General features: G+C 64.8%; 17 protein-coding genes and 1 pseudogene. 11 read left to right on the top strand and 7 right to left on the bottom strand.

The annotated features are described in order from the left end of the window. Positions 1–95 precede the first annotated feature (95 nt). Positions 96–2,291, top strand: coding sequence for a hypothetical protein (locus AC1RQP_RS21665; RefSeq protein ID WP_492938455.1), 2,196 nt, complete (start codon positions 96–98; stop codon positions 2,289–2,291). 33 nt (positions 2,292–2,324) lie between these two features. On the opposite strand, the gene AC1RQP_RS21660 is transcribed toward AC1RQP_RS21665, so the two are convergent. The 6 genes from AC1RQP_RS21660 to AC1RQP_RS21635 all read right to left on the bottom strand — a co-directional run bounded on the left by AC1RQP_RS21660 (position 2,325) and on the right by AC1RQP_RS21635 (position 10,243). Next, complete coding sequence (locus AC1RQP_RS21660; RefSeq protein WP_492938454.1) at positions 2,325–3,713, bottom strand: MFS transporter; 1,389 nt, start codon at positions 3,711–3,713, stop codon at positions 2,325–2,327. A gap of 329 nt (positions 3,714–4,042) precedes the next feature. Then, positions 4,043–5,317 carry an aminotransferase class III-fold pyridoxal phosphate-dependent enzyme gene (locus tag AC1RQP_RS21655; RefSeq protein ID WP_239622103.1) on the bottom strand — a complete coding sequence of 425 codons (1,275 nt, stop codon included), beginning with the start codon at positions 5,315–5,317 and terminating at the stop codon, positions 4,043–4,045. A 30-nt stretch (positions 5,318–5,347) separates the two neighbouring features. Further along, positions 5,348–6,772, bottom strand: a complete 1,425-nt coding sequence (locus tag AC1RQP_RS21650; protein WP_492938453.1) for an amidase — start codon at positions 6,770–6,772, stop codon at positions 5,348–5,350. A 65-nt stretch (positions 6,773–6,837) separates the two neighbouring features. After that, on the bottom strand, positions 6,838–8,424 hold the full coding sequence (locus AC1RQP_RS21645; RefSeq protein WP_492938452.1) for an ABC transporter substrate-binding protein: 1,587 nt from the start codon (positions 8,422–8,424) through the stop codon (positions 6,838–6,840). Positions 8,425–8,661: 237 nt separating this feature from the next. Continuing rightward, complete coding sequence (locus tag AC1RQP_RS21640) at positions 8,662–9,495, bottom strand: TetR/AcrR family transcriptional regulator (protein WP_492938451.1); 834 nt, start codon at positions 9,493–9,495, stop codon at positions 8,662–8,664. Between the two features lie 4 nt (positions 9,496–9,499). Continuing rightward, the gene (locus AC1RQP_RS21635) at positions 9,500–10,243 is read right to left on the bottom strand and encodes an SDR family NAD(P)-dependent oxidoreductase (RefSeq protein WP_492938450.1); all 744 of its coding nucleotides are present in this window, start codon (positions 10,241–10,243) and stop codon (positions 9,500–9,502) included. A 159-nt stretch (positions 10,244–10,402) separates the two neighbouring features. Here AC1RQP_RS21635 and AC1RQP_RS21630 point away from each other — a divergent pair, with 159 nt between their 5' ends. The 6 genes and pseudogenes from AC1RQP_RS21630 to AC1RQP_RS21605 all read left to right on the top strand — a co-directional run bounded on the left by AC1RQP_RS21630 (position 10,403) and on the right by AC1RQP_RS21605 (position 17,867). Then, positions 10,403–11,173: a methyltransferase domain-containing protein gene (locus AC1RQP_RS21630; protein ID WP_492938725.1), complete on the top strand. Its 771-nt coding sequence runs from the start codon at positions 10,403–10,405 to the stop codon at positions 11,171–11,173. 198 nt (positions 11,174–11,371) lie between these two features. After that, positions 11,372–12,373: a DctP family TRAP transporter solute-binding subunit gene (locus AC1RQP_RS21625; RefSeq protein WP_492938449.1), complete on the top strand. Its 1,002-nt coding sequence runs from the start codon at positions 11,372–11,374 to the stop codon at positions 12,371–12,373. A gap of 68 nt (positions 12,374–12,441) precedes the next feature. Continuing rightward, a pseudogene (locus AC1RQP_RS21620) lies at positions 12,442–13,002 on the top strand (TRAP transporter small permease); the annotation flags it as partial. A 216-nt stretch (positions 13,003–13,218) separates the two neighbouring features. Beyond that, positions 13,219–14,499, top strand: a complete 1,281-nt coding sequence (locus AC1RQP_RS21615; protein ID WP_239629628.1) for a TRAP transporter large permease — start codon at positions 13,219–13,221, stop codon at positions 14,497–14,499. A 158-nt stretch (positions 14,500–14,657) separates the two neighbouring features. Then, complete coding sequence (locus AC1RQP_RS21610) at positions 14,658–15,815, top strand: diguanylate cyclase domain-containing protein (RefSeq protein WP_492938448.1); 1,158 nt, start codon at positions 14,658–14,660, stop codon at positions 15,813–15,815. A 123-nt stretch (positions 15,816–15,938) separates the two neighbouring features. Further along, a complete protein-coding gene (locus AC1RQP_RS21605) occupies positions 15,939–17,867 on the top strand; it encodes an alkyl/aryl-sulfatase (RefSeq protein ID WP_492938447.1) in 1,929 nt (642 codons plus the stop codon). Between the two features lie 186 nt (positions 17,868–18,053). On the opposite strand, the gene AC1RQP_RS21600 is transcribed toward AC1RQP_RS21605, so the two are convergent. Next, a complete protein-coding gene (locus tag AC1RQP_RS21600) occupies positions 18,054–19,124 on the bottom strand; it encodes a glycosyltransferase family 4 protein (RefSeq protein ID WP_239622111.1) in 1,071 nt (356 codons plus the stop codon). A 275-nt stretch (positions 19,125–19,399) separates the two neighbouring features. On the opposite strand from AC1RQP_RS21600, the gene AC1RQP_RS21595 reads away from it, so the two are divergent. The 4 genes from AC1RQP_RS21595 to AC1RQP_RS21580 are packed head-to-tail and all read left to right on the top strand — an operon-like array spanning position 19,400 to position 25,282. Then, a complete protein-coding gene (locus AC1RQP_RS21595) occupies positions 19,400–21,163 on the top strand; it encodes an ABC transporter ATP-binding protein (RefSeq protein WP_492938446.1) in 1,764 nt (587 codons plus the stop codon). A gap of 59 nt (positions 21,164–21,222) precedes the next feature. Beyond that, positions 21,223–23,427, top strand: coding sequence for an amylo-alpha-1,6-glucosidase (locus AC1RQP_RS21590; protein WP_239622113.1), 2,205 nt, complete (start codon positions 21,223–21,225; stop codon positions 23,425–23,427). A gap of 23 nt (positions 23,428–23,450) precedes the next feature. Continuing rightward, positions 23,451–23,972, top strand: a complete 522-nt coding sequence (locus AC1RQP_RS21585; protein WP_239622114.1) for a PRC-barrel domain-containing protein — start codon at positions 23,451–23,453, stop codon at positions 23,970–23,972. Positions 23,973–23,995: 23 nt separating this feature from the next. Next, positions 23,996–25,282 (top strand): MFS transporter, encoded by a 1,287-nt coding sequence (locus AC1RQP_RS21580; protein ID WP_239622115.1) that lies wholly within the window; start codon positions 23,996–23,998, stop codon positions 25,280–25,282. The last annotated feature ends 15 nt before the right edge of the window (positions 25,283–25,297 follow it).

Here is a 25,297-nt window from a genome sequence, read left to right as displayed (position 1 = left end):
ACCTCAAGCTGATCGTCATCAGGACGACACCGGGCCTGCCATGATTTCGGTGCGCGGCTGCGTCATTGCCAGATCGGCTTTAGCGGGGTTGAGCCATGTTCGGGAAGGTGATCCGCTGGTCGATTGCATTGATTGCCGTGGCCGTTCTGGCCTTTGCGTATCTGCCTTCCTTCATCGCCGATTCCATCTACAAGAACGTCGACGACATCACCGACGGCGAGATGCCTGCCACCGTCACCGCCTTTCAATCGGGGCCGGACGTCGTCAGTACCATCGGCGGCAGCGGCGAGGGCTTGAACTGCAGCCTGCCGCCCTGGGCCAACATCTTGTTCGACGGCGGGACGGATTCCAACCAGAAGCGCCATCTCGTCCTGCAGCGCTTCAGGCAGGCCTGCGTCTTTCACGACCTGTGCTATCGCCACGGCCTTGCGACCTACGGCTATAACCAGAACGATTGCGATCGCATTCTGCAAAACGCGGCTTTTCGGCTGTGCGTGTACATACGAAACAGCAGTCAGGAGAGCAGCGCGGCGCGCTGCCAGACCGATTCCAAGATGGTTCTGGCCGGTGTGAGTCTAGGAGGATATGACGCCTATCGCGGCTGGGACCGATCGACCTATTTCGAATTCGATTCGGATCCGTCGCGGTCGAACGGATTTCAGGTCAGCCGCGTGGTCAAGCATCCATTCAAGGCGATCCTACCTGCCAAATACGCAGGTGACCCCGATCAGGTCATTCTCATGTTCGAGAACCTTCGCTCCAATCTGGCCGTGACCTGCATCACCTGCGCGACTGTTCCCGTTCTCGAGTGGACCACCGATCCCAACGCCGTCAGCGCCGAACTGCGCTCGGTCGGGGTGACGCGGTTGCCGGACGTGCTGCTCAAACGCGTGCCCATGCTGACTGAAACCATGCCGGTCTGGTTGCCGCCGCGCCGGCGGCACGCGGCGCCGCATCTCCTGGTCGATGGAGCGGGCAAGGACCATCTGATCTGGATGAGCCGGAACAACTCGGAGAACAGCATATCCTGTGTCGTCAGCGCCGATGCGGCGCGACTCCTCACCAATACCTTGCCGACCCGGGATCTCTGCTCGGTCGATGCGGGTCCATCGCTGACCCGCGTGGAAGTCGACATGTTCGCGACCTCTCCGCTTCCGATGGAAGTACCCGGAAGTTCGGATCTCATCTATGCGACCTCGGCGAGCCCACAGAAGACGGCAGAGCACCATCTGAGCTTCTGTTCGCGCTCTGCGTCCCGGAAGGTCGAGGAGACCGACCATGACGATCGGTCCAAATGCGTCACCTTCCCCGAAACGGAGGTCCGCAACGGCGCGGCGCTCGGCGCATTTCAGAACTTTCCGCTGGTTCGCCCCGGGCAGCAGATCTATTTCGCGCGGGACATCGCGCAGCAGACGGACTCGCTGCTGACCGCCGCCCGGCAGCGCGCCTTCGGCAATACCTTTTCGCCCGAAGGCGCCCTGCTCGTGATCGACGTTGCACCGCCGCTCGCCGCAAAAGGCCCCCTCTCGGCCAAGCTGAAGAAGATCGTTCGGTTCGACATCGACGATCGCTTCGATCCGATGATGCCGATCACGCGCAAGGTGGACGACCTGCGCTTCCTGAGCCTCGAGGCGGCGAAGTCGAGCGTGCACCTTCGCATGGTCGATTTCGCCAAGGACAAGCCCTCCGTCGGCAATGTGCAACTGATGATGAGCAACGGCGAGGTGGACCTGGATCGCTCCTGGGCGGAGAGGCCCATGCTGGTGCTGGAGACCAGGGACGCGCGACCCAGAACCAAGCTGGTGTTCTCGCGTGGAGAAGTCGCGGTCCAGCCGGGCAAGCCCGTCACGTCCGGCGCGACGACGGAAGCGTTGACGCTGCAGACATTGGTTTTCGAACGCGATGCAGCGGCGCCTTCGAACTCGCCGTTCGTGAAATCGGCCGGCGCGGCGTGCCGGATCGTCTACGAGTTCGCGCCGAACCACACCGATTGGCCGTGCTACCGCGCGTTCGATCCCGAGCGTACGATGCGGGCGTCGCCGGCGACGCGGATGCAGGCCTCCCAGATGCTGGTCGGGCGGTTCACCGGAGCCGGCGGCCATGGCATCGCATTTCCCGATCTCTGCCTGAAGTCGGAGCCGATCATCCTGGCGCCGCAAGGGAGCACGTTTGTGCCCGTGAGCGAGACCGCGGGCTGGCAGGGCCCGCCAAGGCTGACACGGACGGTCACATGCGAGCCGCTCGATGCGGCGGCAGTCGTGAGCCGTCCGATCGCGCAGAAGGCGCCGTGAAGCCCGCCCGAAAAGCGCGCCAACGCGCCCGGTCTACTTCACGGCCAACCGCAGGAAGCTCATCACGCTGCCGAGCGCGGCAAAGCCTGCGCCAAGCGCCAGCGCCAGTGTCGCGCCGTCATGACCTGCGAGCGCGAAGCAGGCTGCGGCGAGCGCCGCGCCGGTCGTCTGTCCCGTCAGGCGCGCAGTGGCGACGATGCCCGAGGCGCTGCCGCTGCGGTGCGGCGGCGCGCTCGACATCACCGCCTTCATGTTCGGCGCCTGGAAGAAGCCGAACCCCATGCCGCAGATCACCATGCGCCAGATGATGTCGGGGATCGCAGGATTGGCCGGCAGCATGGCGAGCAGCGCCATGCCGAGGCCGAGCAGCACGAGGCCGATGCCGCCGAGCAGGCCGACGGCATAGCGGTCGGAGAGGCGCCCCGCGATCGGCGCCATGATGCCGACCACCAGCGGCCAGGGCGTCATGAAGAAGCCGGTCTCGACCTGCGAACGTCCGAGCACGTCCTCGAAGTAGAACGGCAGCGAGACGAAGGCGAGGCCCTGCACGGCGAAGGAGCACACCGCGGTCGCCGCCGACAGCGCGAACATCGGCCGGCTGAACAGGTCGATCGGCAGCATCGGCGCGGGATGGTCGGCGTGGCGGCGCGTCAGGATGAAGCCGAGCGCGAGGGCGGTGACCAGCTCGATACCCACGATCACCGGCGACAGGTTGTGCGCGGCGCTGCCGATGCCGGTGATGAACAGGCCGAGGCAGGCGGCGGCGAGGATCGCGCCGAGAAAATCGAAACCGTGATCGGCGCGCGGGGTCTTCGGCAGCATCGCAAAGCCGATGCCGATGGCGACGAGGCCGAACGGGATGTTGACGGCGAACAGCCAGGGCCACGGGCCGATCGCCAGGATGGCGGAGGCGATCGAGGGACCGAAGGTGAAGGCGGTCGCGACCACCAGCGCGTTGTGGCCGAAACCGCGGCCCTGCAGCCGTCCGGGATAGACGAAGCGCACCAGCGCGGTGTTGACGCTCATGATGCCGCTCGCGCCCAGGCCCTGCAGCGTGCGCGCGACGAGCAGGCTGTCCAGCGACCACGCCACCGCGCAGAGCAGCGAGGCCATGGTGAACAGGATCAGGCCGCCGAGATAGATGCGCTGGTGCCCGACGATCTCGCCGAGCGCGCCCAGCGGCAACAGGGTTGCGACCAGCGCGATCTGGTAGACGTTGACGACCCAGACCGACTGCTCCGGTGTGACGCGAAGATCGGCGGCAATTGCGGGCAGGGCGATGTTGGCGATCGCGGTGTCGAGCGAGGCCATCGCCAGCGCGGTGAAGATCGCAGCGATGGCCCAGCGCCGCTGAGTGGCCGGAAGGCCGTCGGTGACGGGATGGTCGGCCTCGCGGGCCGCGGCAGGTAACGTGATTGTCATTGCCTTGATGTCATTGCCCGGCGCGTTGCGCCGAGGGCGTGGCCGAGGGGACCTCGGCATGTACTACGGACGGGCCACCTGCCACAGACACACATGTGCATGCTGTGTATGCGCACCGCCCGCGGCTGTGCGCTTGGACAAAAATGCGAAAACAACCCCATGCACAGTAGAAGGCACCTTGATCGACAAGGGTTTTTACAACTCCGTCGCGACGATCGTTTGTCGCCGCGATCACGTTGACACGTCGGGCAAAACACCGGCAGCGTTGCCGTAAGCGGGCGCGGCTGCAGCCGTCCCCCGTTTGGCTCAGGCGGAACTCATCCCCGCCTTCACCGCCCGAGGCGTTGCAGCACCAGCTCGTTCGATTGGGCGGGCAGGGAGGACAGGCGCCGCTTCAGTTCGGCGAAGGCTCTATCCGTGATGTCGAGCGTGTTGTCGATGTCGTCCGTCGTCAGGGCGGCGTTGAAGAACATGTTGTGATAGGGGTGAAGGTAGGCCCCAGATCGAACTGCGAAGCTGGCCCAGAAGTAACCCTTCCGCATGTCCGGATCGTCGTCGAACAGGATTTGTGGCATCTGCGACGGTCCGGTCTGGCGGACCGCAATGCCGTGTGCGGAGGCCTGCGCCGCGATCCCCGCCCGCAGCCGCGTGGAACTGGCGACGATCCGTTCGAGATAATCGCTCGTCCGGATCTCCCGCAGGGTCGCGATCGCCGCCGCCATCGGCACGGCGGAGAACCAGAAGGATCCCGTGACGTAGATGCTGGACGCTGCGCTGCGCGCCTTCTCCGAGCCGAGAAGGGCCGAGATCGGATAGCCGTTGGCGAGCACCTTGCCCCATGCGCTGAGATCGGGCTGAACGCCGTGCACCGACCAGCTGCAGTCGCGCGAGAGGCGAAAGCCGGTGCGTACCTCGTCGAGGATCAGCAACGCATCCGCATCATCGCAGAGCTTCCTCAGTCCAAGCGCATATTCGGCCGAGGGCGCGTACTGGTCGTTGAACGTCTCGTGACGGAATGGCGTCGCGAAGACGCCGGCGACGTCGCCGGCGGCCTTGCGAAACGCCTCCGTCGCACTGTCGAGGTCGTTGTAGTCGAAATAGATGATGTGGGCCCGGTCCTCCGCGGTGATGCCCTTCATGTTGGGAGTATTCCAGGGGGCCGCGCCGTGATAGGTGCCCTTCGCGACGAGAATTTTGCGGCGATCCCGATAAGCCCGTGCCGTCACCATCGCCATCGAGGTCGCATCGCTTCCGTTCTTGCAGAACATGGCCCAGGCTGCATGCCCGATCATCGATACGAGGTCTTCCGCAAGCACGACCATGGCCTCGGAGGGACCGGTCATGGTGTCTCCCATCGCGGCCTGAGCCCGTGCGGCTTCCTCGATGCCGCGGTGCCGGTAGCCGAGCAGATTGGGACCGAACGCACACATGTAGTCGACGTAACGGTTGTGATCGCAGTCCCAGAGATAGGCTCCCTCGGCTCGCGAGAAGAATTGCGGAAAGTCCTCTGAAAGAAGGGCGACCGATTCGTGACCATACATGCCCTTCGGGATCACCTGCCGTGCGCGTTCGCGCAGTTCGGAGTCCTTCGAATTTCTCATCATGGATTGTCCTGTCGGATTTGGGGCCGCGCGTCAGCTTGGCATCGCGATGTCGGGACGACGCTGTCTCCACGGCATTGCAGCCTCGAAGGCGGCGGCTGCCTGCAGGACGCCAAGATCGTCGAAGCGACGGCCGACGATCTGCAGGCCCGCGGGCAGGCCGGCGCGGGTCATGCCGCAAGGCACGCTCGCCGCCGGGTGGCTCGACATGTTGAAGGGGTAGAGGAATTCCGCCCATTCAAGCCAATCCCAATCGTGATCGGGCCAATGTTCCGGTCTGACCCGCTCGACGGGAAAGGCCGCAACCGAGGCGACCGGCGTGATGAGATAATCCCAATCCTCGAGAAAGCTCGATATCTGCGCGACGTACGCGAATTTGCGCTCGCGCATGTTCATGTACTCGGTCGCGGAATAGTTGGCTCCCTCGCGAATGCAGGCGACGAGGTCGCTGCCCATGCTGCCTTCCCATTCCGGCAGCAGTCCGGCCCGGCGCCCCCAGAGAGCCGCCCAGAAGAAGCGCCCGAGCTCCGGTCCCTGCGGCCCCCACGGCGGCGTCACGATCTCCACTTCGGCCTGAAGCTCCCCGGCAAAGACTTTGGCCGCCGATGCAACGATCCCTGCGATCTCGTCATCGACACGGGCGTGACCGAGATCCGGGCTGAAGGCGATGCGCTTGCCCTTCATCGAGGTTTTCAGCTTCGCGAGGTAGGCATCGGGCGCCGCTTCGCACGATGTGTGGTCGAGCGGATGCGGGCCGGCCATTGTCTCCAGCATCAGCGCGGCGTCGGCAACGGTTCGCGTCATCGGGCCGATATAGGTGGCGTAGTCGTTGTTGGAGACCGGCGCGTAGGGGACCCGGCCAAAGGTCGGCTTCAAGCCGAAGACGCCGCAGAAATGGGACGGCATCCGGATCGAGCCGGCTCCATCCGAGCCGAGGTGCAGCGGTCCGTAGCCGGCCGCTGCACCTGCGCCTGCGCCTGCGGACGAGGCGCCGGCATTGAAGCCGCGTTTCCACGGATTGTGCGTCACGCCCGTCACCGGATTGCGGCTGATGCCGGACCAGCCGAATTCGGACATCGTGGTCTTGCCGAGGATGATCGCGCCGGCATCGCGCAGTCGCGCCACGACGACATTGTCCTCGCGGGCAACGGGGCCCTTCAGCGCATGCGTGCAGGTCGCCGTTTCGTAGCCGGCGACACCGAAGGCGTCTTTGATCGTGACGGGAATTCCTTCGAGCGGCCGAGCCTCCCCGCTGCGCAGGCGCCGCTCGGAATCCCGTGCTGCCACCAATGCGTCGTCTCTCATCACCACGGAGAACGCGTTGATCGCCGGCTCGAGCGCCGCGATCCGGTCGAGGACGCCTGATACGGCTTCTACCGGCGAGAGCTCGCGGCGTTCAAAGCGCGCCTTCAGTTCCAGCGCGGTTGCGTAACCCAATTCGGCGTGCAAGTCGTTCATGTTTTCGGCCATCCCACCGAGGCGTTGATTGCATGGGTCGAGGTGTGATCGACGGGCTCTGGGGATCAGGCCTTCTTCACACCGTAGAACTGGGAGAAGCCCAAGGGAATGTCGCTGAGCTTCTGGGAGTATGCGGCCGGTTGCGCGAAGTAGCCAAGCGGCAGGTAGGGGGTGTCCTGCATGGCCTGCGCCTGGATGTCCCGAACCAGCCGCTGTCTCTCCTTGTCGTCCTCGGCCGACAGAAATGCGAGGCGCAGGGCCTCGATCTTCTCGCTGCTCGGCCAGCCGAAGGTGCCGGCCTTGCCGATGCCCCTGAGATAGGAGTGAGCGGCGGGATTGATCGCGGACGCGCCGGGGACGTAATTGCACCATGCGCTCCAGCCGCCCTGGTCGAGCGGGCGCTGCGACGCAATACGCTGCAACACGGTGCCCCAATCGGACACCTGGTAATCGACTTCGAGGCCGATCTTCTTGAACATGTCGGCGGCGACCAGGCTCATGGAGTTGAGGGCGTGGAGGTCGGTCGGGACGACGAAGACGATACGCTCGCCCTTGTAGCCCGCCGCCTGCAGATCGCGCTTGGCCTTGGCGTAGTCCGGCGCCCCCGCGAAGACGTCCATGCCGGCATCGTTTGCGAAGGGGGAGGCGGGCAGGAAGAAGCCGACATTGTCCTTCCAGAAAGCGCCATTGGTGCCCATGACGGCCGTCATGAATTCCGTCTGGCTGATGGCCGACAGGATGGCGCGACGGATCGCGGGATTGTCAAAGGGGGGAACGAGATGATTGAGCCTGATCATCGCGAGATAGCCGCCGGTGTCCTTGACCTCGACCTTGATGTTGCCTCGCTTGGCGAGCAGCGGCAACAAGTCCGGAGTCGGTTGCTCCCACCAGTCGACCTCGCCGACCTGAAGGGCGGCCGCGGCCGTCGCCGCATCCGGCAGAACGCGCCAGATCACGCGGTCGAGGTGGACGGTCTTGGGGCCGGCCATGAAGCTGGCGGTGCCTGACGGTCGCGGGACGTAGCCGTCAAACCGCTTGTAGACGACCTGGGATCCGACGATGCGTTCATCCGGCACGAACTGGAACGGTCCGCTGCCGATCATCTCCTTGACCTGCTCCGTGCCCGGCGTGAGCGCGAGGCGCTCGGGCATGACGGGGCACACGCTCGACGGTTTGCCCAGCGCATAGGCCAGCAAAGGAAAAGGCTTCTTCAGGTCGAAGACGATCGTATTGTCGGACGTTGCGGAGAGTTCAGCGGTGGCGCTGCGAAGATCTCCACCGAAGACGTCTCGGCTCCACCAGCGCTTGATGCTGGCCACGGCATCCCGCGCCAGGACCCGTTCGCCGTCGTGAAACTTCAATCCCTCTCGCAGCGTCAATGTCCAGCGCAGGCCGTCGCGGTCGATCTCGTGACCAGCCACCATCTGCGGCTGTGCTTCGAAACGTTCGTCGACGCCGTAGAGCGTGTCGAACACCATCAGTGCATGGTTGCGGGTCACGAGCCCCGTCGTCTGCACAGGATCGAGCAAAGTGAGATCGGATTGCGGAACGAAGGTCAGGACCTTCTCACCCGCCGCCGAGGCGAGGCGAGGCGCTGCAACTGTGGCCGTCGCCGTGGCGGTTGCGGCTTTCAAGAAGTCTCGGCGGTTCATGGCACTCCTTTCAGGGAAACGGAGATCAGGCGCGGACCTCACCATGCGCGGAATGATATTGATATTAATTTCGATTATAAAGCGGAGTCTTTGGGCGCATCTTCCAGGAAAAGATCCCTGCATTTTCACGATCATACAGAAATATGAGCAAAAAATGGTCACAGAGCCGCCCACGGCGGAAGCGGGGAGCGTAGGTGTCCCGAGAGATAGTGGAATTTTATATGATTAGAGGCGGGGTCAGGGGGCGCGCCGATCGACGACTTCCGGCAGGTAGCATCGCAAATATGCGATGGAGCATCTGATCGATTCCTCGAGATATTCCGGGGTGATGGATCGATGGAGGCTGTAGGACAGCGCCCAGATTCCATCCACGAGCGCGATCGACACCGCGACCCATTTCTCCAGATCCGGTACCTTGGGCATGTCGAACGTCGCACGCAGATAGGCGGTACGCTGCTTTGCGAGATGGGCGTTGCCGCTGAGATCCGTGTTTCTCACCTCGACACTGACGCCTGCGCCCATGAAAAGGCGCAGCGCTGCAGGATTGCGGTTCAGATGCGCTGCGCCGGCCTTCTGGCTGTTGGCGATGTAGTGCTGCCAGGTCTGAGGACGAGGATGAACCGGGCCCGCGGCGCGCGCCGCGATCTCGGCGTGGTAGCGTTGCGCCAGGGCTACAAAGGCGGCGCCTCGGTTCGGAAAGAAGTGATAGACCGAGGCGAGAGGCACGTCTGCTCTCTCGGCGATTTGAGCGAGACTGATATCCTCGTCCAGCCGTTCGGCGAGCAGGTCTGCGGTGGCATCGAGCAGAAGCTGAAGCCGCTCGCGACCGCGCTTGCGCATCGGCGCACGACGTCCAGCACCCAATTCTTTGCCGTTCCCCAAATTGTTCGCCATCACGCACAGAGATTCAGACGAAGCGCGCGCGAAGCACTGAAATGCACTGCGCTCATCGACAGCCCGGCGTGTACCGGTCATTCTAGTTACCATCAACCCGTTGGCCAGATCAACCGGCGCTGCCGACGTGAAGCTGTCGCATCGCGTCGGTCGCGGATCGTCGCGGTCGTCTGTCACCCACCTAAAACTGATATCTCCGCAAACCCCCATCCACCGGGATCACCGTGCCCGTGATGTAGCGCGCCACCGGCGAGGCCAGGAACACCGCGAGGGCCGCGAGGTCTTCCGGCTCGCCCCAATAGCCGACCGGAATCTCTTCCTCGGCAAAACGCTCGCGGTAATCCGGCGCGTAGTTGCGGCGGATCTGTTCGCTCATGATGCGGCCGGGCGGGATGCAGTTGATGGTGATGCCGTGCGCGCCGATCTCGCGCGACAGGCCCTTGGCCCAGGCGTGCACCGCGGCCTTGGCGGCAAAGGCGGCGTTGAGGCCTTCCGGCTCCGACTTGCCGGTAATGTTGACGATGCGGCCCCATTTGCGTTCGATCATCTGCGGCAGCAGCGCATGCGCGATGCGGCGATAGCTGGTGAAGTTGAGCGCGATCGCCTCCTCCCACTTGCTGTCGGGCGCATCGACGGGGAGGGGACGGCTGCCGCCGGCATTGTTGACGAGGATGTCGACATGGCCGAACTCCTTCAGCGCGAAGGCCGCAATGTTTTCAGCGGCGTCCTTGGCCATCACGTCCTGCTCGAACGGCATGATCAATCCGCCGCCGATTTGTTTCGCCAGTTCGGCCAGCAGGTCGGTGCGGCGCGCCACGGCGATGACGCGCACGCCTTCGGCCGCAAGGCCCCTGGCGATGGCGCGGCCGATGCCGATGCTCGCGCCGGTGACGACAGCGGTTTTCGATTTGAGCCCGAGGTCCATGGTCGCACGCTCTCTTGGTTGCTTTGCGTGTTCTTGGTTGCTTGCGTTTTGCTGTTCGTTTCCTGCCCCATCCCGCGTGCGACGATTTGCCGAACCGAGACGAGCAGTGGTAACCAGGAGCCTCGGCGAAGGAAACACGAAAAAGAAAAGGCTGACATGATGGTCTGGGATCCGCAGCAATATCTGAAGTTCTCCGGCCATCGGCTCCGGCCCGCCGTCGACCTCCTGATGCGGATTCCGGATTTTGCCCCGCGCGCGATCGCCGATCTCGGCGCCGGCGCCGGCAACGTGACGAAGCTGATCAGGGAGCGCTGGCCGGATGCGCGCGTGACCGGTGTCGAGGGATCGGCCGAGATGGTTGCCGCGGGGCGGAAGGCGGCGCCGGACGTGGAATGGTCACATGAGGATCTCGGCCATTGGAGTCCCGCCGGGCAGTACGACTTGATCTATTCCAATGCCGCACTGCACTGGCTGCCCGATCATGCGGCACTGTTTCCGTCGCTGATGGAGAAGGTGGCGCGCGGGGGCATGCTCGCGGTGCAGATGCCGCGCAACTTCACCGCGCCTTCGCATGTGCTGATCGGCGAGACCGCGCTGGATGGTCCGTGGCGGTCCAAGGTGGAGCATCTCGTCACCCCGCCGCCGGTCGAGGGACCGGCCTTCTATCACGATCTGCTCGCGCCGATGTCGGCCAACATCGACATCTGGGAGACCGAATATCTCCAGGTGCTCGAAGGCGAGAACCCCGTGAAGGAATGGACCAAGGGGACCTGGCTGACGCGCTATCTCGACGTCTTGCAAGGCGAGGAGAAGATCGCGTTCGAAGCCGCCTACGGGATGCGCGTCGCAAAGGCCTATCCGAAGAATGCTGCGGGGCAGACGCTGTTCCCGTTCCGGCGCCTCTTCATGGTCGCCCAGCGCAAAGGCTGATTGCGCTGCCGCATTGCGGCATAAGCGCTCGTTCCCTTTGGACTCGCGCGGACACCGGGTTGCGCATGCAGCGGTCCTCAAGTTAGCTTGGCTGCGGCAAACAGGGCTTGGGTCCAGTTGTTCGAGTAGCGGATTGCTGCCAGGACCGACCCGAAAAACAAGAAGAACCCGGTTTCCGAGTTGTTGGGAGGTACGTTCATGCGCAAGCTGCTTGCCGCGGTCACCGCCGCGGCTGTTCTTTTGGCTCCTGCCATCGCCCAAGCCCAGAGTCCCATCGTCATCAAGTTCAGCCACGTGGTCGCCAACGACACCCCGAAGGGCAAGGGCGCGCTGAAATTCAAGGAGCTCGCCGAGAAATACACCGACGGCAAGGTCAAGGTCGAGGTCTACCCGAACTCCACCCTCTACAAGGACAAGGAGGAGATCGAGGCGCTGCAGCTCGGCTCGGTGCAGATGCTTGCGCCCTCGACGGCGAAATTCGCGCCGCTCGGCATCAAGGAGTTCGAGGCGCTCGACCTGCCCTGGCTGTTCAGGGACGACCAGACCTATGCCAGCGCGATGAAGGGCACGATCGGCAAGTGGCTGTTCCAGAAGCTCGAGGCCAAGGGCATCACCGGGCTCGCCTATTGGGACAACGGCTTCCACATGCTGTCCGCCAACCGTCCCTTGCTGAAGCCGACCGATTTCCAGGGGCTGAAATTCCGCATCTCCGGATCGAAGGTCGCCGACCAGTATCTCCGCATCATGGGCTCGATCCCGCAGATCATGGCGTTCTCGGAAGTTTATCAGGCCTTGCAGACCGGCGTGGTTGACGGCTGCGAGAACACGGCGTCAAACTACCTCACGCAGAAGTTCTACGAGGTGCAGAAGGACATCACCGTATCCTATCACGCGCATCTGCAGTATGCCGTCATCGTCAACTCGAAGTTCTGGTCCGGCTTGCCGCCCGATATCCGCGGCCAGCTCGACAAGGCGATGGCGGAGGCGACCGACTATACCAACTCGATCGCGCGGCAGGAGAACGAGGACGCGCTGGCCGAGATCAAGAAGACGGGCAAGACCAGTCTGCATTATCTCACCGACGCCGACCGCAAGGCCTGGCAGGAGGCGATGCAGCCGACTTATAAATGGGCAAAGGGGCGGGTCGGGCAGGAGGTGCTCGATCTCCTTGCCAAGGAACTCGACGTCAAGATGAACTGACGGGCTGCGCCCCAACAAGAACAATACCAACGGTCGGGGGTGATCGCACTCCCGGCCGTTGCGCTTGAATGATCCAATCCGGGGGGACCAAGTTGCTGCGCGCGCTGAATCGTTTTCTCGATCATCTCGAGGAGTGGCTGATCGCGACGATGATCGCGGCTGCGACATCGCTCATCTTCGTCGCCGTGCTGCACCGTTACGGTGCAGGACTGTCGATCGACATCGCGAAATGGGCGGAAGCGCGAAATCTCGCCTTCCTCGCCGTGCCGGCGCGAGCGGTGTTCGTGTGGCTTGCCGCTCTCGACCTGTCCTGGGCGCAGGAACTCTGCATCTACATGTTCATCTGGATGGCGAAGTTCGGCGCCGCCTATGGCGTGCGGACCGGCATCCATGTCGGCGTCGACGTGCTGGTCAACATCCTGCCCGGCGGGTCGCGCCGGCGCGTGATCACCTTCGGCCTTCTGTGCGGCGCTCTTTTCACCGCCATCGTCGCCTATTTCGGGGCCGCCTTCGTCACCCACATGTGGCAGAGCGGCCAGCAGTCCAACGATCTCGAAGCGCCGATGTGGATAGTGTACCTCACGATCCCGCTCGGCTCCGGCCTGATGTGCTTCCGCTTCCTCCAGGTTGCCTGGTCGTTCTATCGCACCGGCGAGCTGCCGCATCACGACATGGCGGGCGTCGAGGGTGTCGAGGCGGATCCGGTGCATCCGGCCCCGGTCACGCCGAGCCAGGTCGTCCGCGACGAGCGTAGCCCGCTCGGCTGGATCCTGATGCTGCTGCCGGTCCTGATCGTCGCGATATGCTTCGCCCATGCAGGCCATCTCATCACGCTGCCGCAGGGCGTGCGCGTCGCCATCGTGTTCGCGCTGCTGCTCTCGCTGATGCTGACGGGCATGCCGATCTCGATCGCGCTGGGTCTGACCGTGCTCAGCTTCATGTTCACGCTGACCGACGTGCGAACGGAATCGGTGGCGCTGAAGCTGTTCACCGGCATCGAGAATTTCGAGATCATGGCGATCCCGTTCTTCATCCTCGCCGGAAACTTCCTGACCCATGGCGGCGTGGCGCGGCGGATGATCACCTTCGCAACCTCGCTGGTCGGCCATTGGTACGGCGGTCTGGCGCTGTCGGGCGTGGTCGCCTGCGCGTTGTTTGCCGCCATTTCCGGCTCCTCGCCGGCAACCGTCGTGGCGATCGGCTCGGTGATCCTTCCCGCCATGGTCGCGCAAGGTTTTCCGAAGCGGTTTGGCGCGGGCGTGATCACGACGTCGGGCTCGCTCGGCATTCTCATCCCGCCGTCGATCCCGATGGTGCTCTACGCCGTGTCCACCAACAGCTCGGTCGGCAAGCTGTTCATCGCCGGCATCGTGCCGGGGCTTGCGCTCGCCTCGCTGCTCGGCGCAACCACGTTCTATCGGGCCTGGCGCAACGACTATCCGCGGATGCCGAAAGCCACCTTCCTCGAGCGTCTCGATGCATTCCGCAAGTCGATCTGGGGCATCCTGCTGATCGTGATCGTGATCGGCGGCATCTACAGCGGCCTGTTCACGCCGACCGAAGCTGCCGCCGTCAGCGCGGTCTACGCCTTCATCGTCGCCGTGTTCATCTACAAGGACCTGAAGCTGCGCGACGTGCCGCGCGTGCTGCTGTCGTCGGCGAACCTCTCGGCGATGCTGCTCTACATCATCACCAACGCCGTCCTGTTCTCGTTCCTGATGACCTACGAGAACGTACCGCAGGCGCTGGCGCAATGGATGATCGACCAGGGCCTGGGCTGGATCGGCTTCCTGCTGCTCGTCAACCTGCTGCTGCTGATGGCAGGCAACGTGATGGAGCCGTCCTCCATCATCCTGATCATGGCGCCGATCCTGTTTCCGGTCGCGATCAAGCTCGGCATCGACCCCATCCATTTCGGCATCCTGATGACGGTCAACATGGAGGTCGGGTTGTGCCATCCGCCCGTCGGCCTCAACCTCTACGTCGCCTCCGGCATCGCCAAGATGGGGATCACCGAGCTCACGGTCGCGGTGTGGCCGTGGCTCCTGACCATGCTGGGATTCCTCGTGGTGGTGACGTACTGGCCCGGCCTGTCGCTGTGGCTGCCTCGCTTGCTCGGCATGTAGCCGCCGCGGGGCGGGACGGAGACAATGAGCATGGGTCTCCGCCCGTCCTGGGACGAGACATGGCTAATGCGCGGTAAATCCGCACGCTCAAATGCGATCGTTGAGTAGCGAGCGCATCTTTACGGGTCTGCGGTAGATGCCAGTGGGTGGGAGCTGGCATGTTTTTCAACAGAATGGAATCCGGACCGGCGTCGATTTCGGACGCCGTCCATTTGGAAGTCATCACGGGCCTTCACGGCACGATGATGCCCACAATTCTCGCGGCCGCCTGCCAGGCGATGGTCGGCGCCATCACGACCTACGAGACCGGTGACATGATGACGGCCGGCCTGACGGTCGCCGGCGTGGTGGTAGCGATTGTCCGTCTCGTCGAGATATTTGCATTCCGCCGCCGCCTCGCGGCTTCGCCACGTCTCGGCCGGGCCGAGGCCGTGCACTGGGAACGGCGCTACATTGCCGGCACCGTGGTAACGGCCCTCGTGCTCGGCGTGTTCGCTGCGCGCAGCATCGTGCTGGGCGATGCGCTCTGCTGCGTGATGGCGGTCGGCATCGGTTTCGGCTTCGGCGCCGGCGTGGTGGCGCGGCTGGCGCTGCGTCCCGCTGCGGCGCTGCTCGATCTCGCCGCGATCGCCGCGCCTGCCGCGATCGTGAGCTTCATGCAGCCCGATCTCCGTCATGTCGGGCTCGCTCTCCTCATTCTGATGTACGTGGTCGCGAGCTTCGAGATGGTTCGGCTCAGCTTCAACGCCTCGATCAGCCAGATCACGCTCAAGCGCCAGTTCGAGCAACTCGCGCGCTCCGACCCGATGACCGGCGTGTCCAATCGTTCGGTGCTGGCAAGGGATCTGCCCGTGATGCTGTCGGCCGGGATGGTTGCCGTCCATACGCTGGATCTCGACCGCTTCAAGGAAGCCAACGACCGGTTCGGCCACCCCGCCGGCGATGCGCTGCTGAAGCAGGTCGCCGGGCGGCTCAAGGCGCTGGCCGCGCCTGACGACCTCGTGATCCGCATGGGCGGCGACGAGTTCGTCCTGGTGCAGCGCACCGCATCCGATGCGGAGGCGATGGCAGGGCGGATCGTGCAATCGATCGGCACGCCATACGAGGTTGACGGACAGGTAATCGATCTCGGTGCGAGCGTCGGCGTTGCCGTCGCGCCGGACGACGGCCGAACCGCGGAGGCACTGTTGTCGCGCTCGGACAAGGCGCTGTACCGGGCCAAGCAGAATCGTGGCGGCTACGTGCTGGCCAGCGAGCTGCGGATGGCGGACAACGCCACGGCATCGCGCCAAGCCGCTGAAGGCGTAGCCGCCTAGCCCATGCACCCTCTCCTCGCGGGGAGGCGAGAAGGGAAGAAGGCATCCATTTCCTTCGTCTCCTCCAATGGCAATCGACCGCAAGATGCGGTTAGATGCCGTGCATCAGGCGGGGGGACGCAAATGACCGAACTCAGCAATGAGCCGAAGGACGCATCGCCGTCCGTCATCGCGCAGCAAACGGCGATGCTGAACGCACTGCCGTTTTCCGACAGACGGGATTTCGACGACGCCGCGCGCGGCTTCCTCGGCACGATCGAGAATGCGACGATCACGAATCCGCAAGGGCGGACGGTCTGGAGCCTCGAGCCCTACGGCTTCCTGTCCGCCGAGCAGGCGCCGCCCACGGTCAATCCGAGCCTGTGGCGGCAGTCGCGCCTCAACATGCAGCACGGCCTGTTCGAGGTCGTGCCCGGCGTCTATCAGGTACGCGGGCTCGACATCGCCAACATGACGCTGATCGAGGGCGACAGCGGCGTCATCGTCGTCGACACGCTGACCTCGATCGAAGGCGCCCGCGCCGCGCTCGATCTCTATTTCAGGCATCGCGGCCTGAAGCCGGTCTCGGCCGTCATCTTCACGCACACTCATACCGATCATTGGGGCGGCGCGCGCGGCGTGCTGGCGGAGGATGCGCTCGCCACTGGCAGCGTGCCGATCATCGCGCCGAACCTGTTCATGGAGCACGCCGTCTCCGAGAACATCATCGCAGGACCGGCGATGCTGCGCCGGGCGCAGTACCAGTTCGGACCCCTTCTCGCCAAGGGCGCGCGCGGGCAGGTCGATTGCGGCCTCGGCAAGTCGATGGCGGCGGGCTCCGTCGCGCTGCTGCGCCCCACGGACCTGATCATGGCGACCGGCGATACGCGCGTGATCGACGGCGTCGCATTCGAATTCCAGATGGCGCCGAACAGCGAGGCACCGGCGGAGATGCACTTCTTCGTTTCGCGCTACAGGCTGTTGAACCTCGCCGAGAACTGCACGCACAATTTCCACAATCTGCTGCCGTTCCGCGGCGCCGACGTGCGTGACGCGCTGGCCTGGTCGAAATATCTGGGCGAAGCCTTGCGGCTCTGGGACGGCAAGGCCGAGGCGATGTGCGGCCAGCACCATTGGCCGGTGTGGGGACGCGAGCGCATCGGCACGATGATCCGCCAGCAGCGCGACCTCTACAAGTTCGCGCATGACCAGACCATCCGCCTGATGAACCACGGCCTGACCGCAGCCGAGATCGCCGAAACGATCCAGCTGCCGAAGAGCCTGGAAGGCGCCTGGCACGGCCGCGGCTATTACGGCCACATCCGGCACAATGTGAAGGCGATCTACCAGAAATATCTCGGCTGGTACGATGCCAATCCGGTCAATCTCGATCCGCTGCCGCCGGTCGAGTCGGGCAGGAAGTATGTGGAGTACATGGGCGGCGCGGACGCGATCCTGGCGCGGGCGCGCACCGATTTCGACAAGGGTGAGTTTCGCTTCGTCGCGCAGGTGCTCGGCCATCTCGTCTTCGCCGAGCCGGACAATGCGGCGGCGCGCGCACTCCTGGCCGATACGCTGGAGCAGCTCGGTTATGCCGCCGAGAGCGCGACCTGGCGCAACGCCTATCTGTTCGGCGCGCAGGAATTGCGCCAAGGCATGCCGAAGGTGCCGGCGCGTCCGCCGATGCCGCGGGAGACGCTGGCGGCGCTGCGCACTTCCCAGCTCTGGGACGTCCTCGGCATCCGCCTCAACGGCCCCAAGGCGGAAGGCAAGCATATCGTCCTGAACTGGCGCTTTTCCGACACCGGCGAGACGTTCGTGCTCAATCTGGAGAACTGCGCGCTCACTTACACCGAGGGCGCGCAGGCGGAAAATGCGGACGCCAGCTTCACGCTCGCGCGGGCAACGCTCGATGAGGTGATCGCGAAGCTGACGAGCTTTCCGGAAGCGGTCGCTGCCGGCAAGATCGAGCTATCGGGCAACCCGATGCGGCTCGCCGAACTGATGGGACTGATGGACGAATTCCCGCGGATGTTCGAAATCGTCGAGCCGAAGCGGGCGATCGTCAGATAGGACGCTGTTTCTTTCCCTTCTCCCCTTGGGAGAAGGTGGCGCGAAGCGCCGGATGAGGGGTATCGCTCCACTGGGAGAGTTCCAATGCGGAAGCAACCCCTCACCCAAGTGAGTACGCCGCTCCGCGCTCGAAGCCCTCTCCCACAAGGGGGAGAGGGCACTTCGACTGACAGCGATGTAGAAGCTCTACTCCGCGCTGCTCACCAGCTTGATCCGTGGCGCCTGTGCCTCGGTCAGGCTGCGATAGGCCGCAAGATAGTCCAGCGCCATGCGCCGCGCGGTGAAGCGCGTCTCGAACTGCTTGCGGATCGCGGCGCGGTCGAGTTGCGGCAGGCGTTTCACCACACCGGCAGCGCTGATGACGTCCTCGACGATGAAGCCGGTCAGCCCATCGTCGATAATCTCCGGAACCGAGCCGCGGTTGAAGGCGACGACCGGCGTCCCACAGGCCATGGATTCGATCATGACGAGGCCGAACGGCTCCGGCCAGTCGATCGGCAGCAGGAGGCCCAGCGCGCCGCTGAGGAAGTCCGACTTCTCGTGATCGCCGATCTCGCCGATGAACTCGACCAGCGGATTGTTCTCGATCATCGGCCGGATCAGCTCGTCGTAATAATCCTGGTCGGCGCGATCGACCTTGGCCGCGATCTTGAGCGGAATGCCGCAATGGGTCGCGATCTTGATGGCGCGGTCGACGCCTTTTTCCGGCGCGATGCGGCCGAGCACGGCGAGATATTCCTGTTTCGCCGGCTTCGGCGTCAGCAGGGTCTCCGGCAGGCCGTGATGGATGGTGGTCACCCAGTTCGCCTGCGGCACCGGCCGCCGCTGCGCGTTGGAGATCGAGATGACGGGCATCTTGGAGAAGGTGTTGAAGACCGGCTGATGCTCCGGCAGGTCGAGCCGGCCGTGCAGCGTGGTCACGAATGGCGTCGGCTGCCGGTGGAACAGCGACCAAGGATAATAGTCGAGATGGAAGTGGAGGAAATCGAACTCCTCGTCGTCACATTTCTGCCGCACCCGCTCCAGCAGCACCATGTGCAGCGCATTGGGATCGCGCACGGAACCGTCGAGACGGAGCGCCTTCGGCCACAATGCATCCAGCTTTGCCGACGTCTGCGAGTCGCCGCTGGCGAACAATGTGACGTCGTGTCCAAGGGCTACCAGTTCCTCCGTCAACCAATGCACCACCCGCTCGGTGCCGCCATACAGCTTGGGTGGAACAGCCTCCGTCAACGGAGCTACCTGCGCGATGCGCATCTCACCATCTCCTCTGCGATCATGAACGTTGAAAGCCCCCGTACGTCGGCACCGGCTATGCCCAGCCAAGGGAACGTTCCCGCACCTGCGAAGTTCCTTCCTCCGAACGTTACATATTCGACACGTCGGGGGATCGTCGCGATGCTGCCACTAGATCTTCGCACATCGCCCGCATCCGCATGTCGTGATGACGTTGCCCGGGAACCGAGGCGAAGTGGTCGATGTTCACTCGGCCAGTAACGAAACGAAAATCAGCATAACGGGGCGATAGCCATATGGATCAGCTTTCTGGATACGCGCGCAGGCCATTTGCCTTTGTCTTGCGCTATCTCCGGCGTCGTCTCGCCTCGCATCTGGTGATCCTGGCCGCCGTCGTGGCGGCCGTCGCCTGTTCCGTGGGCACCCAGTACGGCGTCAAATCCCTGGTCGACAGCCTGTCCGCCGGACCGGGGCATGGCGGCAGCGTATGGCTGGCATTCATTCTGCTCATGTCGCTGATTGCGGCCGACAACTTCCTGTGGCGGATCGCGAGCTGGACGGCGAGCTTCACCTTCGTCCGTGTCACGGGCGATTTGCGCCGTGACATATTTCGTCATCTGACCGGGCATGCGCCGAGCTACTTCTCGGACCGGATGCCCGGCATGCTGACGAGCCGCATCACGGCGACGTCGAATGCGGTGTTCACCGTCGAGAACATGTTCGTCTGGAACGTGTTGCCGCCCTGCATTGCCACAATTGCGGCAATTGCCCTGATTGGAACCGTCAGTCCTTACATGGCCCTCGGCCTGGTCGTGATCGCCGGTGGCATGGTGGTTGCGATGTTCCATCTGGCAGCCGCCGGCAAGCCGCTGCATGACGATTTCGCCGACAAGGCCGCGGTGGTCGACGGCGAGATGATCGACGTCATCAGCAACATGCCGCTGGTCCGTGCCTTCTGCGGCATCGGCCACGAGCACGAGCGGTTCGACGCGACGGTGAACCGGGAGCTCACCGCGCGAAGCCGCAGCCTGCGTTATCTGGAAAAGCTGCGGCTGTTACATGCCGCCATCACCGTGCTTCTGACGATCGCGCTGATGGCCTGGGCAATCACGCTGTGGCAGAAGGGCCAGGCGACGACCGGCGATGTCGTGCTTGTCTGTACGCTCGGCATCTCCATCCTGAGCGCCACGCGCGATCTCGCGGTGGCGCTGGTCGATGTCACCCAGCACGTCGCGCGCCTGACCGAGGCGATCGCCACGCTGCTGGTGCCGCACGAATTGCGCGACCACCCCGAAGCCGAGCCGCTGGTGAAGAGCGGCGCTGCAATCGCGTACAACAACGTCACCTTCGGCTATCCCGGCGGCGAGAAGATCTTCGAGCGGTTCAGCCTGCGCCTCCAGCCGGGCCAGCGCGTCGGCCTCGTCGGGCAGTCCGGCGGCGGCAAGTCGACGCTGTTCACGCTGCTCCAGCGCTTCTACGACGTCGACGAGGGCAGCGTCACCATCGACGGCCAGGACATCTCCAAGGTGACGCAGCTGAGCCTGCGCGAGGCGATTTCCGTCGTGCCCCAGGACATTTCCTTGTTTCATCGCTCCATTCGCGAGAACATCCGCTACGGCCGGCCCAATGCGACCGACGACGAGGTGCTGCGCGCGGCGATCGCTGCGCGCTGCGACTTCGTCGAGAGCCTGCCTGACGGCCTCGACACCATGGTCGGCGACCGCGGTGTCAAGATGTCCGGCGGCCAGCGCCAGCGCATCGCGATCGCGCGCGCCTTCCTGAAGGATGCGCCGATCCTGCTGCTGGACGAGGCGACTGCCGCGCTCGACAGCGAATCCGAGGAGGCGATCCGCGAGGCGCTGTCGCGTCTGATGCGCGGCCGCACCGTGATCGCGATCGCGCATCGGCTGGCGACGCTGCGCAATTTCGACCGCGTGGTGGTGCTGAGAAATGGTAAGATCATCGAGGACGGCTCGCCCGAGCGTCTGATGCAGGGCCACGGGCCGTATCGTGAGCTGGTCACGCAGGAAATGAGCCGGCTCGCGCAAGCTGCCGCGTAAACCAACAGTCGCGTTTCTCGAGTCGGTTGCGTTTTGAAACAGGCGCAGGGGAGCAGCTCATGTCGGCCGAAGCCGTCACCCAATTCGTCTCCGTGACGCGGACCTCGGAACAGGTCGCGGAGCAACCGTTCTATATCCCGATGACGGGGCCGTCGGCGCGGCCACGGCGTTCACTCAAGCACGATGACACTTTCATCGTGCTCGACAGCCATGGCGACATCGGCGCATCCGCCGGGGGGCCGGACGGCCTGTTCCATCACGACACGCGCTACCTTGCGCGGCTCGAGCTCGTGCTCGACGATCTCCAGCCGCTGCTGCTCGGCTCGAACCTGCGCGACGACAATTCGGCATTGACCGTCGACCTCACCAATCCGGACATCTACCGGCAGGGCAGCCTCGTTCTGCAGAAGGACCTGCTGCACATCGTGCGCACGATCTTCCTGTGGCGCGGCACGGCCTATCAGCGCATCGGCGTGCAGAACCATGGCGACCGGCGCACCAGCGTCGACCTGACGCTGCTGTTCGGCAACGACTTCGCCGATTTGTTCGAGGTCCGCGGCGAGCGGCGGCCGCGCCGCGGGATCGGAACCAGCCGGCTGCTCGGGCCGACCGACGTCATGTTCGAGTATCGCGGCCTCGACGAGGCCGAACGGGCGACCGGACTGCATTTCGACCCGCGTCCGACGCGGCTCTCGGTCAATGCCGCGACCTGGGAGCTCGACCTGGAGCCGCACCAGGCCAAATCACTGTTCGTGGCCGTGTCCTGCAACCGGCCGGTGACGGAAAAGCCGGTGCGGTTCTTCCCGGGGCTGCTGGCGCACCGCCGCGAGATGCGGCAGTTGACCATGGGCGCGGCCAGCATCGAGACCTCCAACAACATCTTCAACGAGGTGCTGTGCCAGGCCATGGCCGACCTCAACATGCTGATGACCGAGACGCCGCAGGGGCGATACCCCTATGCCGGCATCCCCTGGTACTCGACGACGTTCGGTCGCGACGGCCTCATCACGGCGCTCCAGATGCTCTGGGTCGATCCGCGCGTCGCCAAGGGCGTCCTGCGCCGGCTCGCGCATTTCCAGGCCACGGCGATCGATCCGCTCGCCGACGCTGCGCCCGGAAAGATCCTGCACGAGATGCGCGGCGGCGAGATGGCGGCGCTCGGGGAGGTGCCGTTCGCGCATTATTACGGCAGCGTCGATTCGACCGCGCTGTTCGTGCTGCTTGCAGGAAGCTATTTCGAGCGCACCGGCGACGAGGCCACGCTGATCGAGCTGTGGCCGGCGATCGAGGCGGGGCTGGCCTGGATGGACGGCCCTGGTGATCCTGACCAGGACGGGTTCGTCGAATACCAGCGCGCGACCGAGAAGGGGCTGGCGAACCAGGGCTGGAAGGATTCCTACGACGCGATCTTCCATGCCGACGGACAGCTTGCTGAGGGCAATATCGCGCTTGCGGAAGTCCAGGGCTACGTCTTTGCCGCCAAGCAGCTCGCCGCGCGTTGCGCGCTGCGGCTCGGCAAGCCGGAGCGGGGACGCAAGCTCGAGGCCGACGCCAGGGCACTCGCCGAGCGCTTCGAGACGTCGTTCTGGTGCGAGGAGCTCGGCACCTATGCGCTCGCGCTCGACGGCGAGAAGCGCCCCTGCAAGGTGCGGACCTCGAACGCCGGGCAGGTCCTGTTCAGCGGCATGATCCGCGAGGATCGCGCCCGCCTCGTCGCCGCCGATCTGATGAGGCCGCATTTCTTCTCGGGCTGGGGCATCCGCACCGTCGCGCAGGGCGAGGTGCGCTACAATCCGATGTCCTATCATGACGGGTCGATCTGGCCGCACGACAATGCGCTGATTGCGCTCGGGCTCGCGCGCTACGGCCTCAAGCATTCGGTGGCGCATGTCTTCAAGGGGCTGTTCGATGCCGCGACCTATATGGATCTGCGCCGGCTGCCCGAATTGTTCTGCGGCTTCCGGCGCGAGAAGCGGCGCGGCCCGACGCTCTACCCGGTCGCCTGCGCGCCGCAGGCCTGGGCCAGCGCGACGCCGTTCACGCTGCTGGAGGCGGCGCTCGGCCTCGAGTTCGACGTGGCGCGCGGTGAGATTCGCCTGCGCAATCCGCATCTGCCGGCGTTCCTCAACGAGGTGATCCTGCGCGATCTGCGCCTCGGCGAATCCAGCGTCGATCTTCGCGTCAGCCGCCACGGCGACGACGTGGCGCTGGAGGTGCTGCGCACACGCGGTCAGATCCAGGTCTCGATCGTGCTGGCGCGCTAGCGGTGCATCGTGAGGAGGGTGTCATGCGTGCGATCGGAGCTTTGATCCTGAGCGTGGCGATCGTGATTGGCCTGACGGTTGCACCATCGCGCGCCGCGGAGGATCAGCCCGCAGGCCAGAATGAAGCGAACGTGCCTCCGACGGCACCGCCGCCGGTCTCGACCGTTCCGGTGACGCCCAAGGACGCCGCGCCGCCACCCTCGGTGACCATCATCGGCGCGAGCGAGGCCCACGGCGTGCTCGGCCGCGACGTTCGCAGCGCCGCCGGCGAGGACATGGGCCGCATCGTCGACGTCATCGTCGATCGCACCGGCCATGTGCGGGCCGCGGCGATCGATTTCGGCGGCTTTCTCGGCGTCGGCAGCCGCAAGATCGTGGTGGACTGGAACGCGCTGCGCTTCGGCAAGATCGCCACCAAGAAGGACAGCATCACGCTGGAATTGACCAAGGCGCAGGTCGCGGCCGCGCCGGAATACAAGGAAGACACGCCGATCGTCGTGCTCGGCGCGTCCGGCAGCCTTCAGCCGCTGCAAGCGATCCAGTGAGGTGCCGGGAGGGCTCACCGCCTGTGCTGTTGTCGAGGAAGCCGAACCAAGCGGATCGCGACGCCCGCGCCGAGCAGGTGAACGTCGCTTCGCCGTCGGCCGCGGGTATTCCGGCGCCCTCGCGCCAGAGCCTGCGCGGCCTCGACTGGTTCATCTTCTTCCTCGCAGACGTGCAGACCGGCTTCGGCCCCTTCATCGCGGTCTACCTGACGACGCAGAAATGGACTCAGGTCGAGATCGGCCTCGTGCTGTCGATCGGCGGCATCGTCGCGTTGATCGGGCAGATGCCGGGCGGCGCGATCATCGACGCCGCGAAGTCGGAGCGCCTGGTCGCCGCCCTCGCGATTGCGACCATCGGCGCCTGCGCGCTTGCCTATGCCGCCATGCCGATCTTCCCCGTTGTGGTCGCCGCCGCCACCTTGCACGCGGCGGCGAGCTGCGTGCTCGGGCCGGCGATCGCCGCGATCAGCCTTGGCCTCGTCGGCCCGCTCGCGATCGGCGAGCGGCTCGGCCGCAACGCGCGGTTCGCCTCGCTGGGCAACGGCGTCGCGGCAGCGGTGATGGGCACCGCGGGCTATCTCCTGTCGAGCCGCTCGGTGTTCCTGGTCACCTTCCTGCTCGCGATCCCGACCCTGATCGCGCTCTCGCGCATCCGCGAGAATGAGGTCGACATCAGGCGCTGTCACGGCGAGATGCCGCCTGAAGCCGCGGACCGCGGCGATACCAACATCTGGCACTTGATCCGGCAGCGTCCGCTCATCGTCTTCGCGCTCAGCGTGCTGTTGTTGCAGCTCGCGAACGCCGCGATGATGCCGCTGATGGCGAGCGCGGTGACGGCGCGGTCGAGCCAATGGGCGACCGTGCTCGTCGCCGCCTGCATCATCGTGCCGCAGGCGATCGTGGCGCTGCTGTCGCCGACGGTCGGGCGCAAGGCACAGCTCTGGGGCCGGCGTCCGCTGCTCCTGATCGGATTCGGCGCGTTGACGATTCGCGGACTGCTGTTTGCGACCGTGCGCGATCCTTACCTGCTGGTGCTGGTGCAGGTGTTCGACGGCTTCACCGCCGCGGTGTTCGCAGTCATGATTCCGCTGATCGTGGCCGACGTCGCCTTCGGCAGCGGTCATTTCAACCTGGCGCAGGGAATCGTGGGGACCGCGACCGGCATCGGCGCATCGTTGAGCACGGTGCTCGGCGGCTATGTCAGCGACAAGTTCGGCAATGCCACCGCCTTCATCGGGCTGTCCGGCGTCGCCGCGACGGGGCTCCTTCTGATCCTGCTGATGATGCCGGAAACCCGGCGCACGGCCTGATCGCGACAAAAGAGA

It is taken from the genome of Bradyrhizobium sp. GW821-FHT13H06, from assembly GCF_058803975.1.
This window is presented reverse-complemented; position numbering and strand designations above follow the sequence as displayed.